Origin of the sequence: Paraburkholderia lycopersici (assembly GCF_900096975.1) — a bacterium.
Classification (GTDB): Bacteria; Pseudomonadota; Gammaproteobacteria; order Burkholderiales; family Burkholderiaceae; genus Paraburkholderia; species Paraburkholderia lycopersici.
The window spans coordinates 204,036-225,573 of sequence record NZ_FMYQ01000003.1 but is presented as its reverse complement, the minus strand read 5'-3'; the positions used below and the strand labels follow the sequence as shown (position 1 = coordinate 225,573).

The following is a 21,538-nucleotide window of genomic DNA, read 5'->3' as shown; positions in this document are numbered from 1 at the left end:
AGACGCCTTTGAAAAACGTCATTCACTTCTCGCACGCGAACGGCTTTCCCGCCTCGACGTATCGCACGTTTTTCGCCGAACTCGGCGACAACTACGAACTGCGCTACATCGAGCGCATTGGCCACGACGCGCGCTTTCCCGTTACGCGCGACTGGCCGCATCTCGTCGAGCAACTGCTCGATGACATCGGACGCTCCTATGAAGAGCCGGTGTGGCTCGTCGGGCATTCGCTCGGCGGCTATCTTTCGCTGATGGCCGCGCTCAGGAAGCCGCAGTGGGTGAAGGGCGTCGTGATGCTCGACTCTCCCGTGATCGCCGGCTGGCGCAGCAGCATGCTGCGCGTATCGCAATGGACGGGCCTCGACGAACGCCTCTCGCCCGCTGCGGCCACCCGCACGCGCCGCACGAACTGGGCGAGTCGCGACGAGGCCTGGCGGCACTTCCATGCGAAGGCGGCCTTCGCGCGCTGGGACGAGCGCGTGCTGTCCGACTACGTCGATTTCGGCATTCCTCAGACCTCGGCGGACGGCAGCCGCACGCTCGCCTTCGACCGCCACACCGAATACATGATCTACCGCACGCTGCCGCATACGCTCGGCGCGCGGCTCGTGCACGGCTCGCCGGTGCCGGTGAGTTTCGTCGCGGGCACGCAGTCGAAGGAAGTGCGCCAGGTCGGGCTCGCCGCGACGCGGCGCATCGCGGGGGAGCGCTTCGAGTGGATCGAGGGCAGCCATCTGTACCCGATGGAGCGCCCGATCGAAACCGCGCGGGCGGTGCAGCGCATGCTCTACGCGATGGAAAACGGCGTCTGAACCGGCGCTTTCCTGTGCCGGCTCCAGGGTGTCGGGGCGAGCGGAGCGCAGCGTATCCGGCGCGTTCAAAATTCAGGGTTAGCCCTTGCTTTCAGGTATAATCCGTTTTTCCCGCGAGCATCCAGCGATGACCAAATATGTTTTCGTCACCGGCGGCGTAGTTTCATCCCTTGGCAAGGGCATTGCCGCCGCCTCCCTCGCCGCGATCCTCGAATCGCGCGGTCTGAAAGTCACCCTCCTCAAGCTCGATCCCTACATCAACGTCGACCCCGGCACGATGAGCCCGTTTCAGCACGGCGAAGTGTTCGTGACGGAAGACGGAGCGGAAACCGACCTCGACCTCGGCCACTATGAGCGCTTCATCAGCACGAAGATGCGCAAGGCCAACAACTTCACCACGGGCCAGATCTACGAATCGGTGATCCGCAAGGAACGCCGCGGCGACTATCTGGGCAAGACCGTGCAGGTCATCCCGCACATCACGAACGAGATCCAGGCATTCATCGAGCGCGGCGCGGCTTCGGCCACCTGCGGCGAGCCCGATGTCGCGATCGTCGAAGTCGGCGGCACGGTGGGCGACATCGAATCGCTGCCGTTCCTCGAAGCCGCGCGGCAGATGAGCCTGCGCCTCGGCCGCAACAGCGCGTGCTTCGTGCACCTCACGCTCGTGCCGTTCATCGCCACGGCCGGCGAACTGAAGACCAAGCCCACGCAGCACAGCGTCCAGAAGCTGCGCGAAATCGGCATCTATCCGAACGTGCTGCTGTGCCGCGCCGACCGTCGTATTCCCGACGACGAGCGCTCGAAGATTTCGATGTTCTCGAACGTGCCCGAAGACGCCGTGATCTCGGTGTGGGACGCCGACAGCATCTACAAGATCCCGCAGATGCTGCACGATCAGGGCCTCGACTCGATCGTCTGCGACGAACTCAAGCTCTCGGCGAAGCCCGCCGATCTGTCGATCTGGGCGGAAATGGTCGAGAAGCTCGAGCATCCCAGGCACGAAGTCACGATCGGCATGGTCGGCAAGTATGTCGATCTGACCGAGTCGTACAAGTCGCTCATCGAAGCGCTGCGTCACGCGTCGATCAAGACGTCAACGAAGGTGAACATCGAGTACATCGACTCCGAGCAGATCGACGAAGAAGGCGTGGAGAGCCTCAAGCATCTCGACGCGATCCTCGTGCCGGGCGGTTTCGGCCGTCGCGGCACCGAAGGCAAGATCAAGGCCATCCAGTATGCTCGCGAAGCGAAGGTGCCGTACCTCGGCATCTGCCTCGGCATGCAACTCGCCGTGATCGAATTCGCGCGCGACGTGGTGGGTCTGAAGCACGCGAACAGCACGGAATTCGATCCGGACACGCCCGACCGCGTGGTGGCGCTCATCACCGAATGGGCCGACCGCGAAGGCAAGGTTGAAAAGCGCAGCGAAGATTCGGACCTCGGCGGCACGATGCGTCTGGGTTCGCAGCGTTGCCCGATCAAGCCCGGCACGCTCGCGGCGGAGATCTATGGCAAGGACGTGAACGAGCGCCACCGCCATCGTTATGAAGTCAATAACGGCTACGTGCCCAAGCTCGAAGCCGGCGGTCTTGTCATCAGCGCCCGTACGCCGACTGAAGATCTGCCGGAAATGATGGAGCTGCCGCGCGACATGCACCCGTGGTTCGTCGGCGTCCAGTTCCACCCGGAATTCACGTCCACGCCGCGCGACGGCCATCCGCTCTTCAAGGCGTATGTCGAAGCGGCGGTCGCGTACCATGAGGCGCGCGCGAAGGAGAAAGCATGAATCTGTGCGGTTTCGAGGTCGGCCTCGACAAGCCGTTCTTCCTGATCGCGGGCACCTGCGTCGTCGAATCCGAACAGATGACGATCGACACGGCGGGCCGCCTGAAGGAAATCACGTCGAAGCTCGGTATTCCGTTCATCTACAAGTCGTCTTACGACAAGGCCAATCGTTCGAGCGGCAAGTCGTTTCGCGGCCTCGGGATGGACGAGGGCCTGCGCATCCTGTCCGAAGTGAAGCGCCAGCTCGGCCTGCCCGTGCTGACCGACGTGCACACGGAAGAAGAAATCGGCCCCGTGGCGTCGGTCGTGGACGTGCTGCAAACGCCCGCGTTCCTGTGCCGTCAGACCGACTTCATCCACGCGTGCGCGCGCTCGGGCAAGCCGGTCAACATCAAGAAAGGCCAGTTCCTCGCGCCGCACGACATGAAGAACGTGATCGACAAGGCGCGCGAAGCCGCACGTGAGGCCGGTCTTTCCGAAGACCGCTTCCTCGCGTGCGAACGCGGTGTTTCGTTCGGTTACAACAACCTCGTCTCCGACATGCGCTCGCTCGCGATCATGCGCGAGACCGGCGCGCCGGTTGTGATGGACGTGACCCACTCGGTGCAACTGCCGGGCGGGCAGGGCACGAGTTCGGGCGGTCAGCGCGAATTCGTGCCGGTGCTTGCGCGCGCGGCCGTGGCCACGGGCGTGGCCGGTCTCTTCATGGAGACGCACCCGAAGCCGGCCGAAGCGAAGTCCGATGGTCCGAACGCCGTGCCGCTGAACCGCATGGCCGACCTGCTCGAAACGCTCGTGACACTCGACCAGGCGGTCAAGCGTACGCCGTTCCTCGAAAACGACTTCAACTGAGCGCGCAGCAGGTGTAGTGCGCGCCGCTTCGATTGCATGAGCGGCGCGATGGAGGAGCAGCGCGGCGCACGACCGCTCGTACCCGTACGGCAGGTGTCATGAAACGGCATCATGCTGTAAGCAGCCGGGCCGGCGCGCCGCGCTAGATGTGCAAGATAGCGTGGCAGCGCGGCTTCGGTCATGCGAACGTGACCGTAGCGCTGCGGCAAGTTGAACCAGGCGACCGCGCCGCCTGTCCATGTGACGGTGTGCCCCGAGCGAGCATAGAAACTGTGCCTTGCGGGCCGATGCAGCAGGCGGCGCAGCTCGCGCAAGAATTACTGTCATTTCCTGAGGAAACCATGAGTGCAATCGTAGATATCATCGGTCGCGAGATTCTGGATTCGCGCGGCAATCCCACCGTCGAATGCGACGTGCTGCTCGAATCGGGCACGATGGGCCGCGCAGCGGTCCCGTCGGGCGCCTCGACGGGCTCGCGCGAAGCGATCGAACTGCGCGACGGCGAAGCCGGCCGCTACAACGGCAAGGGCGTGCTGAAGGCCGTCGAGCACATCAACACCGAAATCTCCGAGGCGATCATGGGCCTCGACGCATCGGAACAGGCCTTCCTCGACAAGACCCTGCTCGAACTCGACGGCACCGACAACAAGTCGCGCCTCGGCGCGAACGCGATGCTGGCCGTGTCGATGGCCGTCGCGAAGGCTGCGGCCGAAGAGGCCGGCCTGCCGCTGTACCGCTACTTCGGCGGCTCGGGCGCGATGCAGTTGCCGGTCCCGATGATGAACATCGTCAACGGTGGCGCGCACGCGAACAACAGCCTCGACATCCAGGAATTCATGATCGTGCCGGTGAGCCAGCCGACCTTCCGCGAAGCGCTGCGTTGCGGCGCGGAAGTGTTCCACGCGCTCAAGAAGATCCTCTCGGATCGCGGCATGAGCACGGCAGTCGGCGACGAAGGCGGTTTCGCGCCGAACTTCGGCAGCAACGACGAATGCCTCTCGACCATCCTGCAGGCCATCGAGAAGGCCGGCTACCGCGCTGGCGAAGACGTGCTGCTCGCGCTCGACTGCGCGGCGAGCGAGTTCTACCACGACGGCAAGTACCAGCTCGCGGGCGAAGGCCTGCAACTGTCGTCGGCGGAATTCACCGACTACCTCGCGACGCTCGCCGACAAGTTCCCGATCGTCTCGATCGAGGACGGTATGCACGAAGGCGACTGGGCCGGCTGGAAGCTCCTGACCGACAAGCTCGGCAAGAAGATCCAGCTTGTCGGCGACGACCTGTTCGTCACCAACACGCGCATCCTGAAGGAAGGCATCGAGAAGGGCATCGCGAACTCGATCCTCATCAAGATCAACCAGATCGGCACGCTGACGGAAACCTTCGCGGCCATCGAGATGGCCAAGCGCGTCGGCTACACGGCCGTGATCTCGCACCGCTCGGGCGAAACCGAAGACTCGACGATCGCGGACATCGCCGTCGGCCTGAACGCCGGCCAGATCAAGACCGGCTCGCTCTCGCGCAGCGACCGCATCTCGAAGTACAACCAGCTGCTGCGCATCGAGGAAGATCTCGGTGATATCGCCAGCTATCCGGGCAAGTCGGCGTTCTATAACCTGCGCTAACCGGACCTGACGCCGGCAGCAGCGTTGCTGCCATCTTTCGTTCTCTCTCTCTTTCGCCGCCCTGCGTATAGCGCAGGGCGGCGTGTATTTATCCGGCACCTTTCATGCGGCTTGTCACTGTCGTCCTGATCATCCTGCTCGTGCTGATCCAGTATCCGCTCTGGTGGGGCCATGGCGGCTGGCTGCGCGTTCATGAATTGCAGCAGCAACTCGCGCAGCAGCAGAAACAGAACGAAGACGAAAAGCTGCGCAACGAACGTATTGCGGGCGAAGTGCAGGATCTCCAGAGCGGGACCGCGGCCGTCGAAGAGCGCGCGCGCTACGAGATGGGCATGGTGAAGGACGGCGAGGTGTTCGTGCAGTTCGTTTCGCCGAATCAGCCGCTGCCGGCCACGCCGGGCGGCTCGTCGGATACCTCGACGCGCGGCCAGATGTCGGCGGCGCCGGTGAGGGTGGTGCCGAACCCGGTTTCGCGTGTGCCCGAAAAGAAGCACGGACGCGGGAAGGAAGCGAAGAAGGCGGGATGAGCCTGATGGCTTGAAGCGGGCAGCGAGCCAAAAGCAAAAGGCGCGGCATCGAGCCGCGCCTTTTTCCGTTTACCGGGTCTCTTCGTCAGTAACCGGGTTACCAGCCCCAACCCCAGCCGGGATATCCGTAGCCAACGCCCGTGCCCCAGCCGCGCCCCCAACCACCACTGTAGTAGCTGCCGTAGACCGTGACGGGCGGCGCGTAGGCGCGCGACCACGCCTGTGCGGCGGCCTCCGCGGCCATGGCGTTGTCCTGCTCGGCAAGCACCTGGCGGTCGATCGCGTCGTAGCGTGCTTTTTCTTCGGGTGTGAGGACCGGCGCGGTTCCGGCGACGCCCGACTGGCTGGCGGGCAGCCGGCTGTAGATCGGCGACGGGCCGGGCGGGTCCATCATGCAGCCGCTCGTTACCGCAACGGCTGCGCCGAGCGTCGCGAGCAGCGCGGCCGCTCGCGACGCGCATCCACGCACCGGAAGTGCGAAGCGCTTGTTTTCGATCATGCTTCTCTCTATCTGTCGGATGCCTAAGCAAGGCTAGATGCCGAGAGGGCCGCGTCCGGGTTTGCGTACGCGCCGCCGCGAAGGGCGGCGGCACGACCTCCTTCGGGCTCCGCCTTAGTGACGACGCTCCGCAGCGGGGCTGACGCCCTCCGAAAGCCCGGTCAGCGCGAAAAGTTGCGCGACGTCCACAGGGTCGAACTCGTAGCGCTGATTGCAGTAGTCGCAATGAATCTCGACGTGACCGCGTTCTTCGATTACGCTGTCGACTTCCTCGCGGCCCAGCATCTTGAGCATCGCGCCCACCTTTTCGCGCGAGCACGAGCACTGGAATTGCGGCGCAAGCGGCTCGAAGTGACGGACGTTCTCTTGCCAGAAAAGGCGGCGGAACAGTGTCTCGCCGTCCTCCTTGAGCATTTCGTCGCGCGTCAGCGTGCCGCCGAGCGTGCAGACGCGCTCCCACGTGTCGAGATCGTGCTCGCCCTGGTGCGGCACGATGCCTCCGTCGCCGGGCAGCTTCTGCAGCAGCATGCCGACTGCGCGCTCGTCGTTCGCCGCGAGCCACAGACGCGTGTCGAGCTGCTCCGAGTGATGCATGTAATGCTCGAGCACCGAGGCCATCGACTTGAGCGGGCCGTCCTCGCCATTCAGCGGCACGATGCCCTGATAGGGCTGCTGGCCCGGTTGCTTCTTTGCCGGATCGAGCGTGATTACGCAGCGGCCCTGGCCGTCCGGGTTGATGAGATCGGCGAACGTAAGTTCTTCGCCGAGCGGCAGGGCGTTTTCGCCGATGAAATCTTCGCCGAGACGCGCGGTGGCGCGCATCGTCAGATCCGAGCCGCACTGCACGACCAGCATCTTCACAGGGCCGTCGCCGAAGATCTGCATGATCAGCGTGCCGTCGAATTTGAGATTCGCCGAGAGCAGCGCGCACGCCGCCATCATCTCGCCGAGCACTGTGCGCACCGGCGCCGGATACTGGCGGCGCGTGAGCACTTCCTGCCACGTGTTGCGCAGCGAGACGATCTCGCCGCGCACGGGAGCGGCGCTGAACATGAATTTCTGCAACTGGTCGTTCACAATCTTTTCCTTCGTTTCGATCGGGGCGGCGTGGCTCACGCCGCGCACGGCGAGAGCGTGCGGCCCTCAGCCGATGCGCACGAGCTGCGCCTTGAAATATTCGCGGCGCTGCGCGTAGACATCCGCGTTGCGCTTGAGGCCGGCGATGTCGGCCTCGGTGAGCTCGCGCACTACCTTGGCCGGCGCGCCGAGAATCAGCGAGTTGTCGGGGAACACCTTGCCTTCGGTGACCACCGCACCCGCGCCAACCAGGCAGTTGCGGCCGATTACCGCGCCATTCAAGACCACCGCCTGAATGCCGATCAGCGCGCCTTCCCTGACGGTGCAGCCGTGCAGCATGGCCTGGTGGCCGACCGTCACGTTCGCCTCGAGCGTGAGTGGGTAGCCGGGGTCCGTATGCAGCACCGCGCCTTCCTGGACATTGCTGCGCGGGCCGACGGTGATCGGTTCGTTGTCGCCGCGTAGCGTCGCGCCGAACCAGACGCTTGAGTCCTCGGCGAGTTCCACCTTGCCGATGATGGTCGCGTTGTCCGCGACGAATACGCTTTCATGAATGGTCGGTGCGGCTTCGCCAAGCTTGTAGATGGCCACGGTGTTGCGTCTCCTTTGTCGACCGGAGCGGGCGCTTTGGCGCCCTCGGGTCCCATGCTGGGTGGTTGCTGCGCGATTTCCGCGCGGTTGCCGGTTTGCTGACGCGCCGCAGCAGATGTCCGCGACGCCGGGCAGGTGAATCGCGTATTGTAAACGGTTGCGCGCGCGGCCCGCTTCGGGCGGTCCTGCGCGATGTTTCCCGCCCCCGTTTCTTTTGCCGATGAATCCCGCTCCTTCCGCCGCCAACGCCGACGTTGCCAGCGCCCCGTCCTCTCGTGCCGCGTCGGAGTGCTGGCGCGCAGCCGCGCTCGACGCACTGCGCGAATGCGACCCGATCGCCAAGGCCAACGCCGTGCGCGCGCTGCACGCACAGGCCGCGGCCGGCGCGCCGCGCTGGGCCCCGCAGCGTGTCCTTGCGACGCCGGACGGCTTGCCGGGCCGCCCGGCGCAGCCCCCTCTCGTCGAGCCGCGAGAACTGCAGCGCCGCAGCATGAGCACGCCGCAGGGCCGCGTGGTATTGCTGCACGCGCTGGCCCACATCGAATTCAACGCGATCAACCTGGCGCTCGACGCGGTGTGGCGCTTTCCCGGCATGCCCGATGCCTTCTACGCCGACTGGCTCGGGGTCGCGGCCGAAGAGGCGTATCACTTCTCGCTGCTGCGCGCGCGGCTCGCCGATTATGGCCACGCTTACGGCGACTTTCCCGCGCACAACGGCCTGTGGGAGATGTGCGAGCGGACGAGCGCCGACGTGCTCGCACGCATGGCGCTCGTGCCGCGCGTGCTGGAGGCGCGCGGACTCGACGCTGCGCCGCCCATTCGCGCGCGTCTGAAGCAGGCGGGCGACGACGAATCGGCGGCGATCCTCGACATCATCCTGCGCGACGAGGTGGGGCACGTGCGCATCGGCAACCACTGGTTCCGATACGTATGCGAAGCGCGCGATCTCGATCCGCACGCGGCCTGGCTTGCACTTGCCGAGCAGTACCGCGCGCCGCGCATGCGCGGGCCGTTCAATTACGAGGCGCGCCGCCGCGCCGGGTTCGACGACGCCGAACTGGACACGCTAGCAGCCCAGGACGCCGCGGAGCAGACCGCCCCGAAGAAATCAGGCGGGCGCGATGCAGGCGAATGACCCAAGCGAATGAGATGCCTCAGCCGCCGGTCGCTTATATAATCGAACGATCATTCTTTTTCAGCGGCCCACATGAATCTCTCCCGATCCGAATTCGTCGATGTGACCGGCGTCCGTCTGCATGTGCGCCGTTGGGGCGCCGGGGACGCTCCCGTCCTTTTCATGCTGCACGGCTGGATGGACGTGGCCGCGTCGTTCCAGTTCTTCGTCGACGCGCTGAGCGGCGACTGGCAGGTGATCGCGCCCGATCTGCGCGGCTTCGGCCAGTCCGGCTGGCCGGTCGCGCAGGGTCGCGGCAGCAACTACTGGTTCCCCGACTATCTCGCCGATCTCGATGCGCTGCTCGCGCACTATGCGCCCGAGGGCCAGGTGGATCTCGTCGGGCACAGCCTCGGCGCGAACATCGTCTGCCTCTATGCGGGCGTGCGGCCCGAACGCGTGCGGCGCGTGGTCGATCTGGAGGGGTTCGGCTTGCCGGCGCCGGCGTCCGCCCAGGCGCCGGGACGCATGCGCGCGTGGCTCGACGAGGTGCGCACGCCGCCGCAACTGCGCGCCTATGCGTCGCTCGATGCGGTGGCCGCGCGCCTCGTGAAGACGAACCCGCGCCTCATCGCGCCGCGCGCGCGCTTTCTCGCCGAGCATTGGTCGAAGCCGGACGGAGAGGGCGGCTACGTGCTGCTCGCCGATCCGGCGCACAAGATGCGCGGGCCGCTGCTGTACCAGCTCGACGAGGTGATGGCGATCTGGTCGCAGGTGCGCGCGAAGGTACTGCACGTTGAAGCGGCCGGTTCCGAGACGCTCGCGCGGCTCGCGGGCGCCGTACCCATCGACGAATTCAAGCGGCGCTTCACGGCGTTTCCCGACTGGCGCGAGCGCATCGTCTACGGGGCAGGGCACATGGTGCACCACGACCAGCCCGAAGAAGTCGCCCGCCTGATCGAGGCGTTCTGCGCGTAAGCGGCTCGCATGAACGGGCGTTCGCGCGCTGACTGCACCCGAGGGACGCCCCGACGACTTCACTGCATTGCAGTAAAATGGCCGTTCACCCTTTTCGCGCATGCAATGAACGCCGATCTCCACTGCCACTCCACTGTTTCCGACGGCCAACTGACCCCGGCTGCCGTCGCACAGCTGGCGAAGGCGGGTGGCGTGACGCTGTGGGCGCTCACGGATCATGATGTTCTCGGTGGCCAGCGCGAGGCGCGCGAAGCGGCCGAAGCGCTCGGCATGCGTTATCTGAGCGGCGTCGAGATTTCGGTGACCTGGGCGTCGCGCACCGTGCACATCGTCGGCTTGCATGTGGACCCGGAGTGCGCCGCGCTCGTCGACGGACTCGCGCGCACGCGCGACGGCCGCGCCGCGCGCGCCGAGGCGATGGGCGAGCGCCTCGGCGAACTCGGCATTCCCGATGCGTACGCTGGCGCACTGCAATACGTCTCGAATCCCGATCTGATTTCACGCACGCACTTTGCGCGCTTCCTCGTGGCAAGTGGGCGGGCCCAGAACACCCAGGACGCGTTTTCGCGCTGGCTCGGCGACGGCAAGCCCGGCTACGTCGCGCACCGCTGGGCGAAGCTCGCCGACGCCGTCGCGTGGATCAAGGCGGCGGGCGGCGAGGCGATCATCGCGCACCCCGGCCGCTATGCATACACGCAGCTCGAATTCGATACGCTCTTCGGCGAATTCATCGATCTGGGCGGTAAGGCCATTGAAGTCGTCACGGGTAGCCATACGCCGGATCAGTACGTCGAATACGCCGCCGTGGCACGGCGCTTTGGCTTCGAGGCCTCGCGCGGCTCGGACTTCCACGCGCCGGGGCCCGACGCCATCGAGCCGGGCACGTTGCCGCCGCTGCCTTCCGACCTCAAGCCTGTCTGGGAGCGATGGCTGTAGGCCGCGCGCCCCGCGCGCGGCCTACAGCTTGCGTCCTCCGGTCGCTGCGCCGTTCCCGGTAAGGCGTTCCGAGCCGGACCAACCGGCTTTGCCGAATTGTGCAGTCTTCCGTCGTTTTCGCGGCCCGCGCGCTGTTTCCTGTCGCCACTCTGTCGTCAATCGTTAGCTGATTACTGCCATGTCCCAGTTCTTTCGGCTTCACCCTGAGAATCCGCAGCCGCGCCTCGTCAAGCAGGCGGTGCAGATCATCCGCGACGGCGGCGTGATCGCGCTGCCCACCGATTCGAGCTACGCGCTGGCCGCGCGCATCGACGACAAGCACGCGGCCGAGCGCCTGCGCCGCATCCGCGGACTCGACGAAAAGGCGTTGCTCTCGCTGATGGTGCGCGACCTCTCCGAACTGGCGAATTTCGCCATGGTGGACAATCGCCAGTACCGGCTCATCAAGTCGGTGACGCCGGGGCCCTACGTGTTCGTGCTGGTGGCGACGAAAGAAGTGCCGCGGCGCCTCTCACATCCGTCGCGCAAGACGATCGGCCTGCGCGTGCCGGGCCACCCGATTCCGCTTGCGATACTTGAGGAGCTGGGCGAGCCGCTGCTCGCCTCCACGCTGATCCTCCCACCCGACACCGAGCCGCTGAACGACCCCGAAGAGATTCGCGAGCGCCTGGAAAAGCAGCTCGATCTCGTCATCGACGGCGGAGCGTGCCCGTGCGAGCCGTCCACCGTGATCGATCTCACCGGCGAAGAACCGGTGCTCGTGCGGCCGGGGCGGGGCGCGCTCGCACCGTTCGGCATCGCGGAAGAAGAGGCGTGACGATGCGCGAAGCGGCGGGCGCCTCGCGCGCCCGGGGCGCATTGATACAATAGCCCGCCATGGAAGCCAATCTGATCCAGACGATCGTCGTCTACGCGTTGCCGGTCATCTTCGCGATTACGCTGCATGAGGCCGCGCACGGCTACGTCGCGCGCATGCTCGGCGACAACACCGCCTATGTGCTCGGCCGCGTGTCGTTCAACCCGATGCGCCACATCGACCCCATCGGGACGATCGCGATGCCGCTCGTGCTCTATTTCCTGACGAATGGCGCGTTCGTGTTTGGTTACGCGAAGCCGGTGCCTATAGCGTTCAGCAATTTGCGCAATCCGCGCTGGGGCACGCTGTGGGTCGCGGCGGCCGGTCCGCTGTGCAACTTCGTGCAGGCGATCGCATGGGGCGTGTTCGGCGTGGCGCTCGCGGTGCTTGGCGTGGACGAGCCGTTCTTCACACGCATGGCTGCCGCCGGCGTGGGCGTGAATCTCGTGCTGGGCGTGCTGAACCTTTTTCCGCTGCCGCCGCTCGACGGCGGACGCGTGCTCGCGGCGCTCTTGCCCACGCGCGCGAGCATTGCGCTCTCGCGCCTCGAGCCCTATGGTTTCATCATCGTGATGGGATTGCTCGTGAGTGGCATCTTCACGCGATTCTGGCTGCGTCCGCTCGTAAGTCTAGGTTACGACGCGGTCACGGCCATCCTTACCCCTCTTGTGTCGTTCTTCTCATAACATCATGTTCCCAGACCGTATCTTCTCCGGCATGCGGCCCACCGGGTCGCTGCACCTCGGCCACTATCACGGCGTGCTGAAAAACTGGGTGCGCCTGCAGTCCGAGTACCCGTGCTTCTTCTGCGTGGTCGACTGGCATGCGCTCACCACGCACTACGAAACGCCGGATGTCATCGAGAAGAACGTCTGGGACGTGCTGATCGACTGGCTCGCCTCGGGCATCGACCCGAACCAGGCCACGCTCTTCATCCAGAGCCGCGTGCCTGAGCACGCCGAACTCGCGCTGCTGCTCGGCATGAGCACGCCGCTGTCCTGGCTCGAACGCGTGCCGACCTACAAGGAGCAGATCGAGAAGCTGCGCGACAAGGATCTCGGCACCTACGGCTTCCTCGGCTATCCGGTGCTGATGGCCGCCGACATCCTGCTCTACCGCGCTTCGCTTGTGCCGGTGGGCGAGGACCAGGTGCCGCACGTCGAGATGGCGCGCGAAATGGCGCGCCGTTTCAACTACATGTATGGTCGCGAGCCGGGGTTCGAGGAGAAGGCCAACGAAGCCGCGAAGAAGCTGGGCGGCAAGCGCTCCAAGCTCTATCACGAGCTGCGTAACGCCTATCAGCAGGAAGGCGACGAGGAGGCGCTCGAACAGGCCCGCGCGCTGCTTTCGGAGTCGCAAAGCCTCTCGATGAACGATCGCGAGCGCCTCTTCGGCTACCTTGAGGGCTCGCGCAAGATCATCCTGCCGGAGCCCCAGGTGCTGCTCACGGAAGCCTCGCGCATGCCGGGCCTCGACGGCCAGAAGATGTCGAAGTCGTACGGCAATACCATCGGCCTGCGCGAAGACGCCGAATCGATCACGAAGAAGGTGCGCACCATGCCGACCGACCCGGCGCGCGTGCGCCGCACCGATCCGGGCGACCCCGACAAGTGCCCGGTGTGGCAACTGCACCAGGTCTATACGGACGAGCAGACGCACGACTGGGTGCAAAAGGGCTGTCGTTCGGCGGGGATCGGCTGTCTGGAGTGCAAGCAGCCGGTCATCGAGGGCATCCTGCGCGAGCAGCAGCCCATGCTGGAGCGCGCGCAGAAGTACATGGACGATCCGTCGCTGCTGCGCGCGATCGTCGCGGACGGCTGCGACAAGGCGCGCAAGTTCGCCAACGAGACGATGCGCGACGTGCGCGAGGCCATGGGCCTCTCGTACAACTGAAGCGATCGATGACCTCGACGCCTGACGCCGCGCCTGCGCCGCATGACAGGCTGGCCGAACCTTCGCGATGGGTGCGCCGCTGGGCGCATCTGATCGCGCCCGGCGGCGCGGTGCTCGACGTGGCCTCGGGCGCGGGCCGGCACGCGCGCTGGCTCGCAGGCCGGGGACATCCCGTCGCGGCGCTCGACCGCGACGCCGCGGCGCTCGCCACGCTGCATGGTGTGGCGGGCGTCGCCACGGTAGCGTGCGATCTCGAAGGCGCGCCTTGGCCGCTCGCCGCCGATGCGCGCTTTGCGGCCGTCGTCGTGACGAATTACCTGTACCGGCCGCTCATGCCGCGTCTCATCGACGCACTGGCGCCAGGCGGCGTTCTCATCTACGAAACGTTCGCGCAGGGTAACGAGACCGTCGGCAAGCCGTCGAACCCCGCTTTCCTGCTTGTGCCGGGCGAGTTGCTGGCCGTTTGCACGCCCGCCTTGCGGGTTATCGCCTATCAGGACGGTTTTTTGTCGCAGCCGCGAGAGGCATATATTCAGCGCATCTGCGCCGTGCGAGAAAAAACGACCTCAGTGTCCCCCGAAAAAGCCGGTAATGTACCTGTGACTCGGGTCCTGCCCGCACCGCGTTACGATCTGACCGGCTAATCCGCTACAATCGCGGTTTAACCGACTCATTTTTCTGGCGTTTCATGGCTAACGGCACTCAGGACGGCATCACGCTGCAAGGCAGCATTCCCGCGATCGTCACCCCCATGCACGAGGACGGCAGTCTCGACCTGCCGGCGTTCCGCAAACTTGTCGACTGGCACGTGCAAGAGGGGACGGATGCCCTCGTCGTCGTCGGCACGAGCGGGGAGTCCGCCACGCTTGACGTCGAAGAGCACATCCTGATGATCAAGACGGCGGTGGAGCACGCTGCCGGGCGCCTGCCGATCATCGCGGGCGCCGGCGGCAATTCCACGGCCGAGGCGATCGAGCTGACGAAGCAGGCGAAGGAAGTCGGCGCGCAGGCGTCGCTCCAGGTCGTGCCCTACTACAATAAGCCGACCCAGGAAGGCATGTACCGCCACTTCGCGAAGATCGCGGAGGCGGTGGATCTGCCGGTCATCCTCTACAACGTGCCGGGCCGTACGGTCGCGGACATGTCGAACGAGACCATTCTGCGTCTGGCCGAAGTGCCGGGCGTCATCGCGGTGAAAGAAGCGACGGGCAACATCGACCGCGCCGCGCACCTCATCAAGCATGCACCGAACGGCTTCAAGATTTTCAGCGGCGACGATCCCACGGCAATCGCGCTGATGCTGCTCGGCGGCCACGGCAATATTTCGGTGACCGCGAACGTCGCACCGCGCGAGATGAGCGATCTGTGCAAGGCGGCACTCGCGGGCGACGTGAAGACGGCTCGCGCGATCCATCTGAAGCTGCTGTCGCTGCACAAGAACCTGTTCATCGAATCGAATCCGATCCCGGTGAAGTGGGCGCTGCAGGAACTCGGCCGCATCGAAGGCGGTATCCGACTGCCGCTCACGCCGCTCGACGCGCGTTACCACGACGTGGTGCGCGCCGCGCTGCGCGAAGCCGGCCTGACTGGCTGATCCGATCAGCCAGTCGCCGTTTTTTCAACCGACGCCGTCACGGCCCAACCACCTGACCACTGGCAGATCTGATCGACCATCTGGCAGAGCAAGGCTTAGCGTTCCCGTATCACGAAGGCCCACATGAAACGTTCCGCTCTTTCCCTCCACGCAACCCGCATGGCGGCGCTGGCGCTTGCACTCGGCTCGCTCGCAGGCTGCGAGTCGCTGAACGACATGTTCGCGTCGGATCGCGTCAACTATAAGGACACGCCGAGCGCGCCGCCGTTGAACGTGCCGCAGGACCTGTCGTCCGCGCCGGGCGACCAGAAGTACGTCGCGCCGCCGCCCACGGTCACGCTCGGGGGTGCCGCGCAGCGCACGGTCACGCCGGCTGGCAACGCCACGCTCGGCGTGCCCAGCGCGCAGGACCCGTTCGGCATGCACGTCGAACGGGACGGCGACCGCCGCTGGCTCGTGGTCGACGGCCGCTCGCCCGACGACGTCTGGCCGCAGTTGCAGGAATTCTGGACCGAGAACGGCTTCACGCTGACGACCGACTCGCCGTCCACGGGCATCATGACGACCGACTGGGCCGAAAACCGCGCCAACATTCCGGACGACTGGTTCCGGCGCACGATCGGCCGTGTGATCGATTTCGCATACTCGTCGGGCACGCGCGACCGCTTCCGCGTGCTGGTCTCGCGAGGTCCGGACGGTCAGACCGATATCTCCGTCACGCACAACGCGATGGAAGAAGTGCTGACGGGGCAGGACAAGACCGGCTCCAAGTGGGTTGAGCGCCCGCGCGATCCGGCACTCGAGGCCGCATTCCTCTCGAAGATCATGCAGAAGTTCGGTCTGACCGACGCGCAGTCCAAACAACTGCTGACCGATGCGCGCCCGTCCACTGCGCCCGTCAAGGTCGCGGCCGGTCCTGACGGCACGACGCTCGATCTGCCCGAGGCGTTCGACACCGCATGGCTGCGTGTGGGTCTCGCGCTCGACCGCACGAACTTCACGGTCGACAACCGTGACCGCGAGCGGGGTCTCTATTACGTGCGCTACGCCGATTCCATGCAGGAACTCAAGGGCGACGGTCTGCTCGGCAAGCTGTTCTACAACCCGAAGAAGGCCGCAAAGGACCAGGGGCCGGAATTCGTCGTCGCGGTGCGCGCGACCGGCAACACGACGCAGGTTGCCGTGATCGATCAGAACGGGCGCATCGACACCTCATCGGACGCGCAGCGTATCGTCTCCGCGCTGCACGCGCAGCTGAACTGACGTGCGTTTTGCGAGCCTCGGCAGCGGCAGCGAGGGCAACGCACTGGTCGTAGAAGCAGGCGGCGGCGCGACGCTCACGCGCGTACTGCTCGACTGCGGATTCTCAGCGAAGGAAGTCGAGCGGCGCCTCGCCCGCGCAGGGCTGGGCGCCGACTCGCTCACGGCGATTCTCATCACCCACGAACACAGCGACCACATTGGCAGCGCGCTCACGCTGGCGCGGCGCTGGGCGATTCCGCTTTATATGAGCTGGGGCACCGCGCAGGCCGTGGGCGCCGACGACGCCGACGTCGACCTCAACGTGCTATGGGGCGACGAGACGGTGGAAATCGGCGAACTCGGCGTGCTGCCCTACACGGTGCCGCACGATGCGCGCGAGCCGCTGCAGTACGTATTCAGCGACGGCGCGAGCCGGCTAGGCGTGCTGACCGATGTCGGCGAGTCGACGCCGCACATCGGCAACGTGCTCGGCGGGTGCGACGCGCTCGTGCTCGAATGCAACCACGACCTCGATATGCTCGCCACCAGCCGCTATCCGGCCTCGCTCAAGGCGCGCATCGGCGGGTCGCATGGTCATCTCAACAACGTGGCGGCCGGCGGCATCCTTGCGGGGATCGACCGCGCGAAGCTGCGCCATCTGATCGCGGCGCATCTGAGTCAGCAGAACAATACCCCCGAGCTTGCGCGCGCGGCGATGGCCGCGGTGCTCGGCAATGCGGCGACAGAAGTCGGGGTCGCCTCTCAGGCCGAGGGCTTCGACTGGATCTCGCTCTGAGCCCTCTGAGCCGTTTTGCGGCGGCACAGTTGAAGCGAAGCGAGCGGACGAAAAAAAGCCCGTGACGTGTGTCACGGGCTTTTTTCTTGATGGAGGGCCGGTCAGCATCGATCTGGCCCCGCGAGGCTTTCGCCAGCTTTAATTACGATTGCCGCCGAAGATGCCGAGAATGGCGAGCAGGTTCGTGAACACGTTATACAGGTCCAGATAGATCGCAAGCGTAGCCGAAATGTAATTCGTCTCGCCGCCGTTCACCACCCGCTGCACGTCGAACAGCATGTAGGCCGAGAAGATCGCGATGGCGAGCACCGAAACCGTGAGCATCAACGCGGGCAGTTGCAGGAACATGTTCGCGACGCCGGCGAGCAGGATCACGATGACGCCCATGAAGAGCCACTTGCCGAGGCCCGAGAAGTCGCGCTTGCTGACCGTGGCGACGGTGGCCATGGCGGTGAAAATAATGCCAGTGCCGCCGAATGCGAGCATGATGAGCGAGGGGCCGTTCGAAAATCCCAGGATGAACGACAGCAGCCGCGAGAGCATCAGGCCCATGAAGAACGTGAACCCGAGCAGCACGAATACGCCCACCGAGCTGTTCTTGGTGCGCTCGATGGCGAACATGAAGCCGAAGGCAATCGCGAAGAACGCCAGCAGGCTCATGGCCGGGCTGGTGGCGGCGAAGAGCGAGAAGCCAGTCGCCACGCCCACCCACGCGCCGAGCACCGTCGGCACCATCGACAGCGCGAGCAGCCAGTAGGTGTTGCGCAGTACGCGGTTGCGGGTCTCGGCCGAAGTGACGGTGCCGCCGCGGCCGAAGTTATAGGGATACTCGTTCATGCTTTCTCCTTGCGTGAGACGCGTGGTTGGCGGTGCGCAGGCGCGCGGTCCGCTTCCTCGTAAGATAGATTCGGCAACCCATAGTTTCAACAGGTTGCCACACGGTTTCCGTTATGTTCGTGCAGCGTAAGCCGCTACTCTTAAGCGCCGCTGAAAGGGGCGCCGAATGCCCGATATGGCGGTTTTTGCGCCCATTCTCGTCCCGCCAAGCCGGGTTTTCGGGCCTAACAGGGTTCAATCGCAATCATACATGGGAACATGCTACAATTGCGGATTCATTTGAATCTGTAACCTCTTAATTTTCTGGAGTTTTTATGGCGATCGAACGCACCCTGTCGATTATCAAGCCGGACGCAGTGGCAAAGAACGTGATCGGCCAGATCTACAGCCGCTTCGAAAACGCTGGCCTGAAGATCATTGCCGCCCGCATGGTTCACCTCTCGCGCGCCGACGCCGAGAAGTTCTATGCTGTTCACGCAGCGCGTCCGTTCTTCAAGGACCTCGTCGACTTCATGATTTCGGGTCCGGTGATGATTCAGGTGCTCGAAGGCGAGAACGCCATTCTGAAGAACCGCGAACTGATGGGTGCGACCGACCCGAAGAAGGCCGACAAGGGCACGATCCGCGCCGACTTCGCCGACAGCATCGACGCGAACGCCGTGCACGGTTCGGACGCCGCCGAAACGGCTGCCGTGGAAGTCGCGTTCTTCTTCCCGCAAGTCAACGTCTACTCGCGCTAAGCAGGCGCGAGCGGGCTGCAGTAGTAGCATAGGGTCGCGAACGGCGATGACGCCCGTCGTCCGATTCCCGCTGTCGCGCAAGGGCGCAGGCAGCCGGGCAACGCGGGCGGTGGGCGCGCTCTCGCACTGAAATGGCAGGATTCGACATGACGAGCAGTTCCACCGTCAACCTTCTCGATCTCGACGCCCAAGGGCTCGTCGCATATTGCGAAAGCCTGGGCGAGAAGCCGTTTCGCGCCAAACAGCTTCAACGCTGGATCCATCAGTACAATGCCGCCGACTTTGACGGCATGACGGATCTGGCCAAATCGCTACGCGAAAAACTGAAAGGGCGCGCCACCATCGGCATGCCCGGCATCGTCAGCGACAACGTTTCCTCCGACGGCACGCGCAAATGGCTCGTGGACGTCGGCAACGGCAACGCCGTCGAAACCGTGTTCATCCCTGAAGAAACCCGCGGCACGCTATGCGTGTCTTCGCAGGCCGGATGCGCGGTCAATTGCCGGTTCTGCTCGACCGGCAAGCAAGGTTTCTCACGCAATCTCACCACTGCCGAGATCATCGGCCAGTTGCGCATGGCGGAATTCGCCTTGCGCGCCTCGCTGTTGGGCGAGGCCGGCGGCCGCGCGACCGGCGGTGACGGCAAGGGCGAGCGCGTCATCACGAACGTCGTGATGATGGGCATGGGCGAGCCGCTCCTGAACTACGACGCGGTCGTGCCCGCGATGCGCCTGATGCTCGACGACAACGCCTACGGCCTGTCGCGCCGGCGTGTCACGCTGTCCACGTCGGGTGTGGTGCCGATGATGGACCGCCTTGGCGCCGAGCTGCCGGTGGCGCTCGCCGTCTCGCTGCACGCGCCTAACGACCCGCTGCGCGACGAGCTCGTGCCGCTCAACCGCAAATACCCGCTGCGCGAGCTGATGGCGGCATGCCAGCGCTATCTCGAAGTCGCGCCGCGTGATTTCATTACCTTCGAGTACTGCATGCTCGACGGCGTCAACGACACCGAAAAGCACGCGCGGGAATTGCTTGCGGTGACCCGGGACGTACCGTGCAAATTCAATCTGATCCCGTTTAATCCGTTTCCCGAATCGGGCCTGCTGCGCTCGAAACCGGAGCAGATCAAGCGCTTTGCGCAGATCCTGATGGATGCGGGCGTCGTCACGACCGTGCGCAAGACGCGCGGCGACGACATCGACGCGGCGTGCGGCCAGCTCGCCGGCGAGGTGAAGGACCGCACGCGTCTTGCCGAGCGAACGGGCCGGGCTGCGAGTAAGGTTATCGAAGTACGGCCGGTTCAGCACTGAGCCGGCGCGAGGAGGGCCCATGGCGGCGCGCGGGGATACGCGCCGTGTTGGGTGACATTGAAAGAAAGTTGCAAAAGCGATCGGAAGCGGCACACGGGCCGCGCATTTTGTTATAAACGGTCTGCGAATCGGGTAGAGGCGGGCGGGATGCGGCCCACCGGTTCCAGTATGGAAAAGAATCGACGCAAGGACTTTGGGATGAGCGAGCCGCAGCACCCTTTCGGGACAGACGGAACTGACAGCAACGCAGGCCGTTCGGCGCCGGGCGCGGCGCCCTCGCCGGTGCAGCCCGTGCCCGATACGCTGGTTGCAGCCGGCGCACGCCTCGCGCAACTGCGCGAGGCAAAGGGCTGGGCGATCGAAGACGTGTCGGCGCGCCTGAAGGTGGCGGTGTCGAAACTGCGCGAGCTCGAAGCGGGCGATATCAGCCATCTGCCTGACAATACGTTCGCGCTCGGCGTGGTGCGTGCCTATGCGAAATTGCTCGGCGCGGATCCCGCGCCGTTCGCCCAGGCGCTGCGCCGCGAACGCGGCATGCCGCAGCCGGATCTGTCGATGCCGGCCTCGGCGGGTTCCGATCTGCCGCGCGGACGCGTGTCGCTTTCGCTTGGCGGCAGCGGCGCGCGGGCGCCGCGCCGTCGCGCCTCGTGGCTGTGGGGTGTGGCGATCATCGTGGTCGCGGTGCTCGCGCTTTCCATGTGGCATACAAACAGCGGCGAATCATCGGCCTGGTTTGCGCGCCTGAAGGCGATGGCCAACGGCGCGAGCGTGCAGCCGGGCGCGTCGTCGCCCACCGTGACGCAGGGCGAGGCGACTGGCGTACCGGCTGCGCAGGGTGCGGACCAGTCCGCCGCGCCGGCGGCCGGCAACGCCAACGCCAACGATGGTGCCGCGAATGCCGGCAACACGGGCGACAGCGGCAACGCTGCGCCCGAGCAGCGGGCCGCGGCGAGCGCACCGCCGGTGGCGCCGCAGCCCGCGCAGCAAGTCGCCCCGCAACCGGTGCAGCAGGCTGCGCGTCCTGCCGCTGCGAGCGCAGTGCCGGCTGCGGCAAGCGCGGCGAAAGCGCAGCAGGCGGCAAGCGCGTCGGCCGCGCAGGCGGCACAAAATGCCGCAGCCGACAGCGGCGCGGACACCTCGACGTTCGCGATCCGCGTGACGCAGGACACGTGGGTGAGCGTGCGCCAGAAGGATGGCAAGGAGGTCTTCTCGGGCATGATCCACGGCAGCGACGCGCGCGAGATCACCGGCACCGAGCCGCTCAAGATCACCGTGGGCAACAAGGCCGGCATCGAGTCGATGACCATCGACGGCCAGCCGGTCGACGCTTCGAAGTATGCGTCGGCGCGCGGCAATGTCGCGCGTTTCGTGCTGCCCTGATCAAGACATGGTATGCGTCGCGGCCGGCCTCCTGTCTCAGCGCCGGCCGCGACGCTTTTTCAATTCACGTAGTGCGGCGGCTGCCCAGTCG

Annotated in this window: 22 protein-coding genes; 18 read left to right on the top strand and 4 right to left on the bottom strand. The window is 65.5% G+C overall.

What is annotated here, in order from left to right; translation table 11 throughout:
* The first annotated feature begins 8 nt into the window (after positions 1-8).
* From BLU17_RS05515 to ftsB, 5 genes are all read left to right on the top strand, one after another.
* Positions 9-812 (top strand): alpha/beta fold hydrolase, encoded by an 804-nt coding sequence (locus tag BLU17_RS05515; RefSeq protein WP_091995555.1) that lies wholly within the window; start codon positions 9-11, stop codon positions 810-812.
* A gap of 127 nt (positions 813-939) precedes the next feature.
* The gene (locus tag BLU17_RS05510; RefSeq protein ID WP_091995553.1) at positions 940-2,601 is read left to right on the top strand and encodes a CTP synthase; all 1,662 of its coding nucleotides are present in this window, start codon (positions 940-942) and stop codon (positions 2,599-2,601) included.
* Complete coding sequence (kdsA, locus tag BLU17_RS05505) at positions 2,598-3,452, top strand: 3-deoxy-8-phosphooctulonate synthase (RefSeq protein ID WP_091995551.1); 855 nt, start codon at positions 2,598-2,600, stop codon at positions 3,450-3,452. The genes BLU17_RS05510 and kdsA overlap by 4 nt, the downstream gene beginning before the upstream one ends.
* 341 nt (positions 3,453-3,793) lie before the next feature.
* Positions 3,794-5,077 carry a phosphopyruvate hydratase gene (gene eno, locus BLU17_RS05500; protein WP_091995784.1) on the top strand — a complete coding sequence of 428 codons (1,284 nt, stop codon included), beginning with the start codon at positions 3,794-3,796 and terminating at the stop codon, positions 5,075-5,077.
* Positions 5,078-5,181: 104 nt separating this feature from the next.
* Positions 5,182-5,604, top strand: a complete 423-nt coding sequence (ftsB, locus tag BLU17_RS05495; protein WP_091995549.1) for a cell division protein FtsB — start codon at positions 5,182-5,184, stop codon at positions 5,602-5,604.
* A gap of 97 nt (positions 5,605-5,701) precedes the next feature.
* On the opposite strand, the gene BLU17_RS05490 is transcribed toward ftsB, so the two are convergent.
* The 3 genes from BLU17_RS05490 to BLU17_RS05480 form a co-directional block, all read right to left on the bottom strand.
* Positions 5,702-6,103 carry a hypothetical protein gene (locus BLU17_RS05490; protein WP_091995546.1) on the bottom strand — a complete coding sequence of 134 codons (402 nt, stop codon included), beginning with the start codon at positions 6,101-6,103 and terminating at the stop codon, positions 5,702-5,704.
* A gap of 114 nt (positions 6,104-6,217) precedes the next feature.
* Positions 6,218-7,180 carry an Hsp33 family molecular chaperone HslO gene (hslO, locus tag BLU17_RS05485; RefSeq protein WP_091995781.1) on the bottom strand — a complete coding sequence of 321 codons (963 nt, stop codon included), beginning with the start codon at positions 7,178-7,180 and terminating at the stop codon, positions 6,218-6,220.
* A gap of 66 nt (positions 7,181-7,246) precedes the next feature.
* On the bottom strand, positions 7,247-7,771 hold the full coding sequence (locus BLU17_RS05480; protein WP_091995544.1) for a gamma carbonic anhydrase family protein: 525 nt from the start codon (positions 7,769-7,771) through the stop codon (positions 7,247-7,249).
* Positions 7,772-7,991: 220 nt separating this feature from the next.
* Here BLU17_RS05480 and BLU17_RS05475 point away from each other — a divergent pair, with 220 nt between their 5' ends.
* From BLU17_RS05475 to BLU17_RS05430, 10 genes are all read left to right on the top strand, one after another.
* A complete protein-coding gene (locus tag BLU17_RS05475) occupies positions 7,992-8,906 on the top strand; it encodes a ferritin-like domain-containing protein (RefSeq protein ID WP_091995541.1) in 915 nt (304 codons plus the stop codon).
* 72 nt (positions 8,907-8,978) lie between these two features.
* Complete coding sequence (locus BLU17_RS05470; protein ID WP_091995539.1) at positions 8,979-9,863, top strand: alpha/beta fold hydrolase; 885 nt, start codon at positions 8,979-8,981, stop codon at positions 9,861-9,863.
* Between the two features lie 105 nt (positions 9,864-9,968).
* Complete coding sequence (locus BLU17_RS05465) at positions 9,969-10,799, top strand: 3',5'-nucleoside bisphosphate phosphatase (protein WP_091995537.1); 831 nt, start codon at positions 9,969-9,971, stop codon at positions 10,797-10,799.
* A gap of 178 nt (positions 10,800-10,977) precedes the next feature.
* Positions 10,978-11,616, top strand: coding sequence for an L-threonylcarbamoyladenylate synthase (locus BLU17_RS05460; protein ID WP_091995535.1), 639 nt, complete (start codon positions 10,978-10,980; stop codon positions 11,614-11,616).
* Positions 11,617-11,675: 59 nt separating this feature from the next.
* Entirely contained in the window at positions 11,676-12,341 is a 666-nt protein-coding gene (locus BLU17_RS05455) for a site-2 protease family protein (protein WP_091995533.1), read from the top strand.
* Positions 12,342-12,345: 4 nt separating this feature from the next.
* Entirely contained in the window at positions 12,346-13,548 is a 1,203-nt protein-coding gene (locus tag BLU17_RS05450) for a tryptophan--tRNA ligase (protein ID WP_091995531.1), read from the top strand.
* 8 nt (positions 13,549-13,556) lie between these two features.
* Entirely contained in the window at positions 13,557-14,192 is a 636-nt protein-coding gene (locus BLU17_RS05445; protein ID WP_091995529.1) for a class I SAM-dependent methyltransferase, read from the top strand.
* A 44-nt stretch (positions 14,193-14,236) separates the two neighbouring features.
* Positions 14,237-15,142: a 4-hydroxy-tetrahydrodipicolinate synthase gene (gene dapA, locus BLU17_RS05440; protein WP_091995527.1), complete on the top strand. Its 906-nt coding sequence runs from the start codon at positions 14,237-14,239 to the stop codon at positions 15,140-15,142.
* 123 nt (positions 15,143-15,265) lie between these two features.
* Positions 15,266-16,405 carry an outer membrane protein assembly factor BamC gene (bamC, locus tag BLU17_RS05435; protein WP_091995525.1) on the top strand — a complete coding sequence of 380 codons (1,140 nt, stop codon included), beginning with the start codon at positions 15,266-15,268 and terminating at the stop codon, positions 16,403-16,405.
* 1 nt (position 16,406) lies between these two features.
* Complete coding sequence (locus BLU17_RS05430) at positions 16,407-17,180, top strand: MBL fold metallo-hydrolase (RefSeq protein ID WP_091995523.1); 774 nt, start codon at positions 16,407-16,409, stop codon at positions 17,178-17,180.
* A 138-nt stretch (positions 17,181-17,318) separates the two neighbouring features.
* On the opposite strand, the gene BLU17_RS05425 is transcribed toward BLU17_RS05430, so the two are convergent.
* The gene (locus BLU17_RS05425) at positions 17,319-18,017 is read right to left on the bottom strand and encodes a Bax inhibitor-1/YccA family protein (protein WP_091995521.1); all 699 of its coding nucleotides are present in this window, start codon (positions 18,015-18,017) and stop codon (positions 17,319-17,321) included.
* 314 nt (positions 18,018-18,331) lie between these two features.
* On the opposite strand from BLU17_RS05425, the gene ndk reads away from it, so the two are divergent.
* The 3 genes from ndk (at position 18,332) to BLU17_RS05410 (ending at position 21,447) form a co-directional block, all read left to right on the top strand.
* Complete coding sequence (ndk, locus tag BLU17_RS05420; protein ID WP_091995519.1) at positions 18,332-18,757, top strand: nucleoside-diphosphate kinase; 426 nt, start codon at positions 18,332-18,334, stop codon at positions 18,755-18,757.
* 146 nt (positions 18,758-18,903) lie between these two features.
* Entirely contained in the window at positions 18,904-20,067 is a 1,164-nt protein-coding gene (rlmN, locus tag BLU17_RS05415; protein WP_091995779.1) for a dual-specificity RNA methyltransferase RlmN, read from the top strand.
* 198 nt (positions 20,068-20,265) lie between these two features.
* Positions 20,266-21,447, top strand: a complete 1,182-nt coding sequence (locus BLU17_RS05410; RefSeq protein ID WP_091995517.1) for a helix-turn-helix domain-containing protein — start codon at positions 20,266-20,268, stop codon at positions 21,445-21,447.
* The last annotated feature ends 91 nt before the right edge of the window (positions 21,448-21,538 follow it).

Excerpts from the sequence above, each read along its gene's own strand:
- BLU17_RS05425 (WP_091995521.1), bottom strand. The coding sequence starts at position 18,017 with ATGAACGAGTATCCCTATAACTTCGGCCGCGGCGGCACCGTCACTTCG.
- BLU17_RS05445 (WP_091995529.1), top strand. The coding sequence starts at position 13,557 with ATGACCTCGACGCCTGACGCCGCGCCTGCGCCGCATGACAGGCTGGCC.
- BLU17_RS05460 (WP_091995535.1), top strand. The coding sequence starts at position 10,978 with ATGTCCCAGTTCTTTCGGCTTCACCCTGAGAATCCGCAGCCGCGCCTC.
- ndk (WP_091995519.1), top strand. The coding sequence starts at position 18,332 with ATGGCGATCGAACGCACCCTGTCGATTATCAAGCCGGACGCAGTGGCA.
- ftsB (WP_091995549.1), top strand. The coding sequence starts at position 5,182 with ATGCGGCTTGTCACTGTCGTCCTGATCATCCTGCTCGTGCTGATCCAG.
- BLU17_RS05510 (WP_091995553.1), top strand. The coding sequence starts at position 940 with ATGACCAAATATGTTTTCGTCACCGGCGGCGTAGTTTCATCCCTTGGC.
- kdsA (WP_091995551.1), top strand. The coding sequence starts at position 2,598 with ATGAATCTGTGCGGTTTCGAGGTCGGCCTCGACAAGCCGTTCTTCCTG.
- eno (WP_091995784.1), top strand. The coding sequence starts at position 3,794 with ATGAGTGCAATCGTAGATATCATCGGTCGCGAGATTCTGGATTCGCGC.
- BLU17_RS05490 (WP_091995546.1), bottom strand. The coding sequence starts at position 6,103 with ATGATCGAAAACAAGCGCTTCGCACTTCCGGTGCGTGGATGCGCGTCG.
- BLU17_RS05475 (WP_091995541.1), top strand. The coding sequence starts at position 7,992 with ATGAATCCCGCTCCTTCCGCCGCCAACGCCGACGTTGCCAGCGCCCCG.
- BLU17_RS05465 (WP_091995537.1), top strand. The coding sequence starts at position 9,969 with ATGAACGCCGATCTCCACTGCCACTCCACTGTTTCCGACGGCCAACTG.
- BLU17_RS05455 (WP_091995533.1), top strand. The coding sequence starts at position 11,676 with ATGGAAGCCAATCTGATCCAGACGATCGTCGTCTACGCGTTGCCGGTC.
- BLU17_RS05410 (WP_091995517.1), top strand. The coding sequence starts at position 20,266 with ATGAGCGAGCCGCAGCACCCTTTCGGGACAGACGGAACTGACAGCAAC.
- dapA (WP_091995527.1), top strand. The coding sequence starts at position 14,237 with ATGGCTAACGGCACTCAGGACGGCATCACGCTGCAAGGCAGCATTCCC.
- BLU17_RS05450 (WP_091995531.1), top strand. The coding sequence starts at position 12,346 with ATGTTCCCAGACCGTATCTTCTCCGGCATGCGGCCCACCGGGTCGCTG.
- bamC (WP_091995525.1), top strand. The coding sequence starts at position 15,266 with ATGAAACGTTCCGCTCTTTCCCTCCACGCAACCCGCATGGCGGCGCTG.
- rlmN (WP_091995779.1), top strand. The coding sequence starts at position 18,904 with ATGACGAGCAGTTCCACCGTCAACCTTCTCGATCTCGACGCCCAAGGG.
- BLU17_RS05470 (WP_091995539.1), top strand. The coding sequence starts at position 8,979 with ATGAATCTCTCCCGATCCGAATTCGTCGATGTGACCGGCGTCCGTCTG.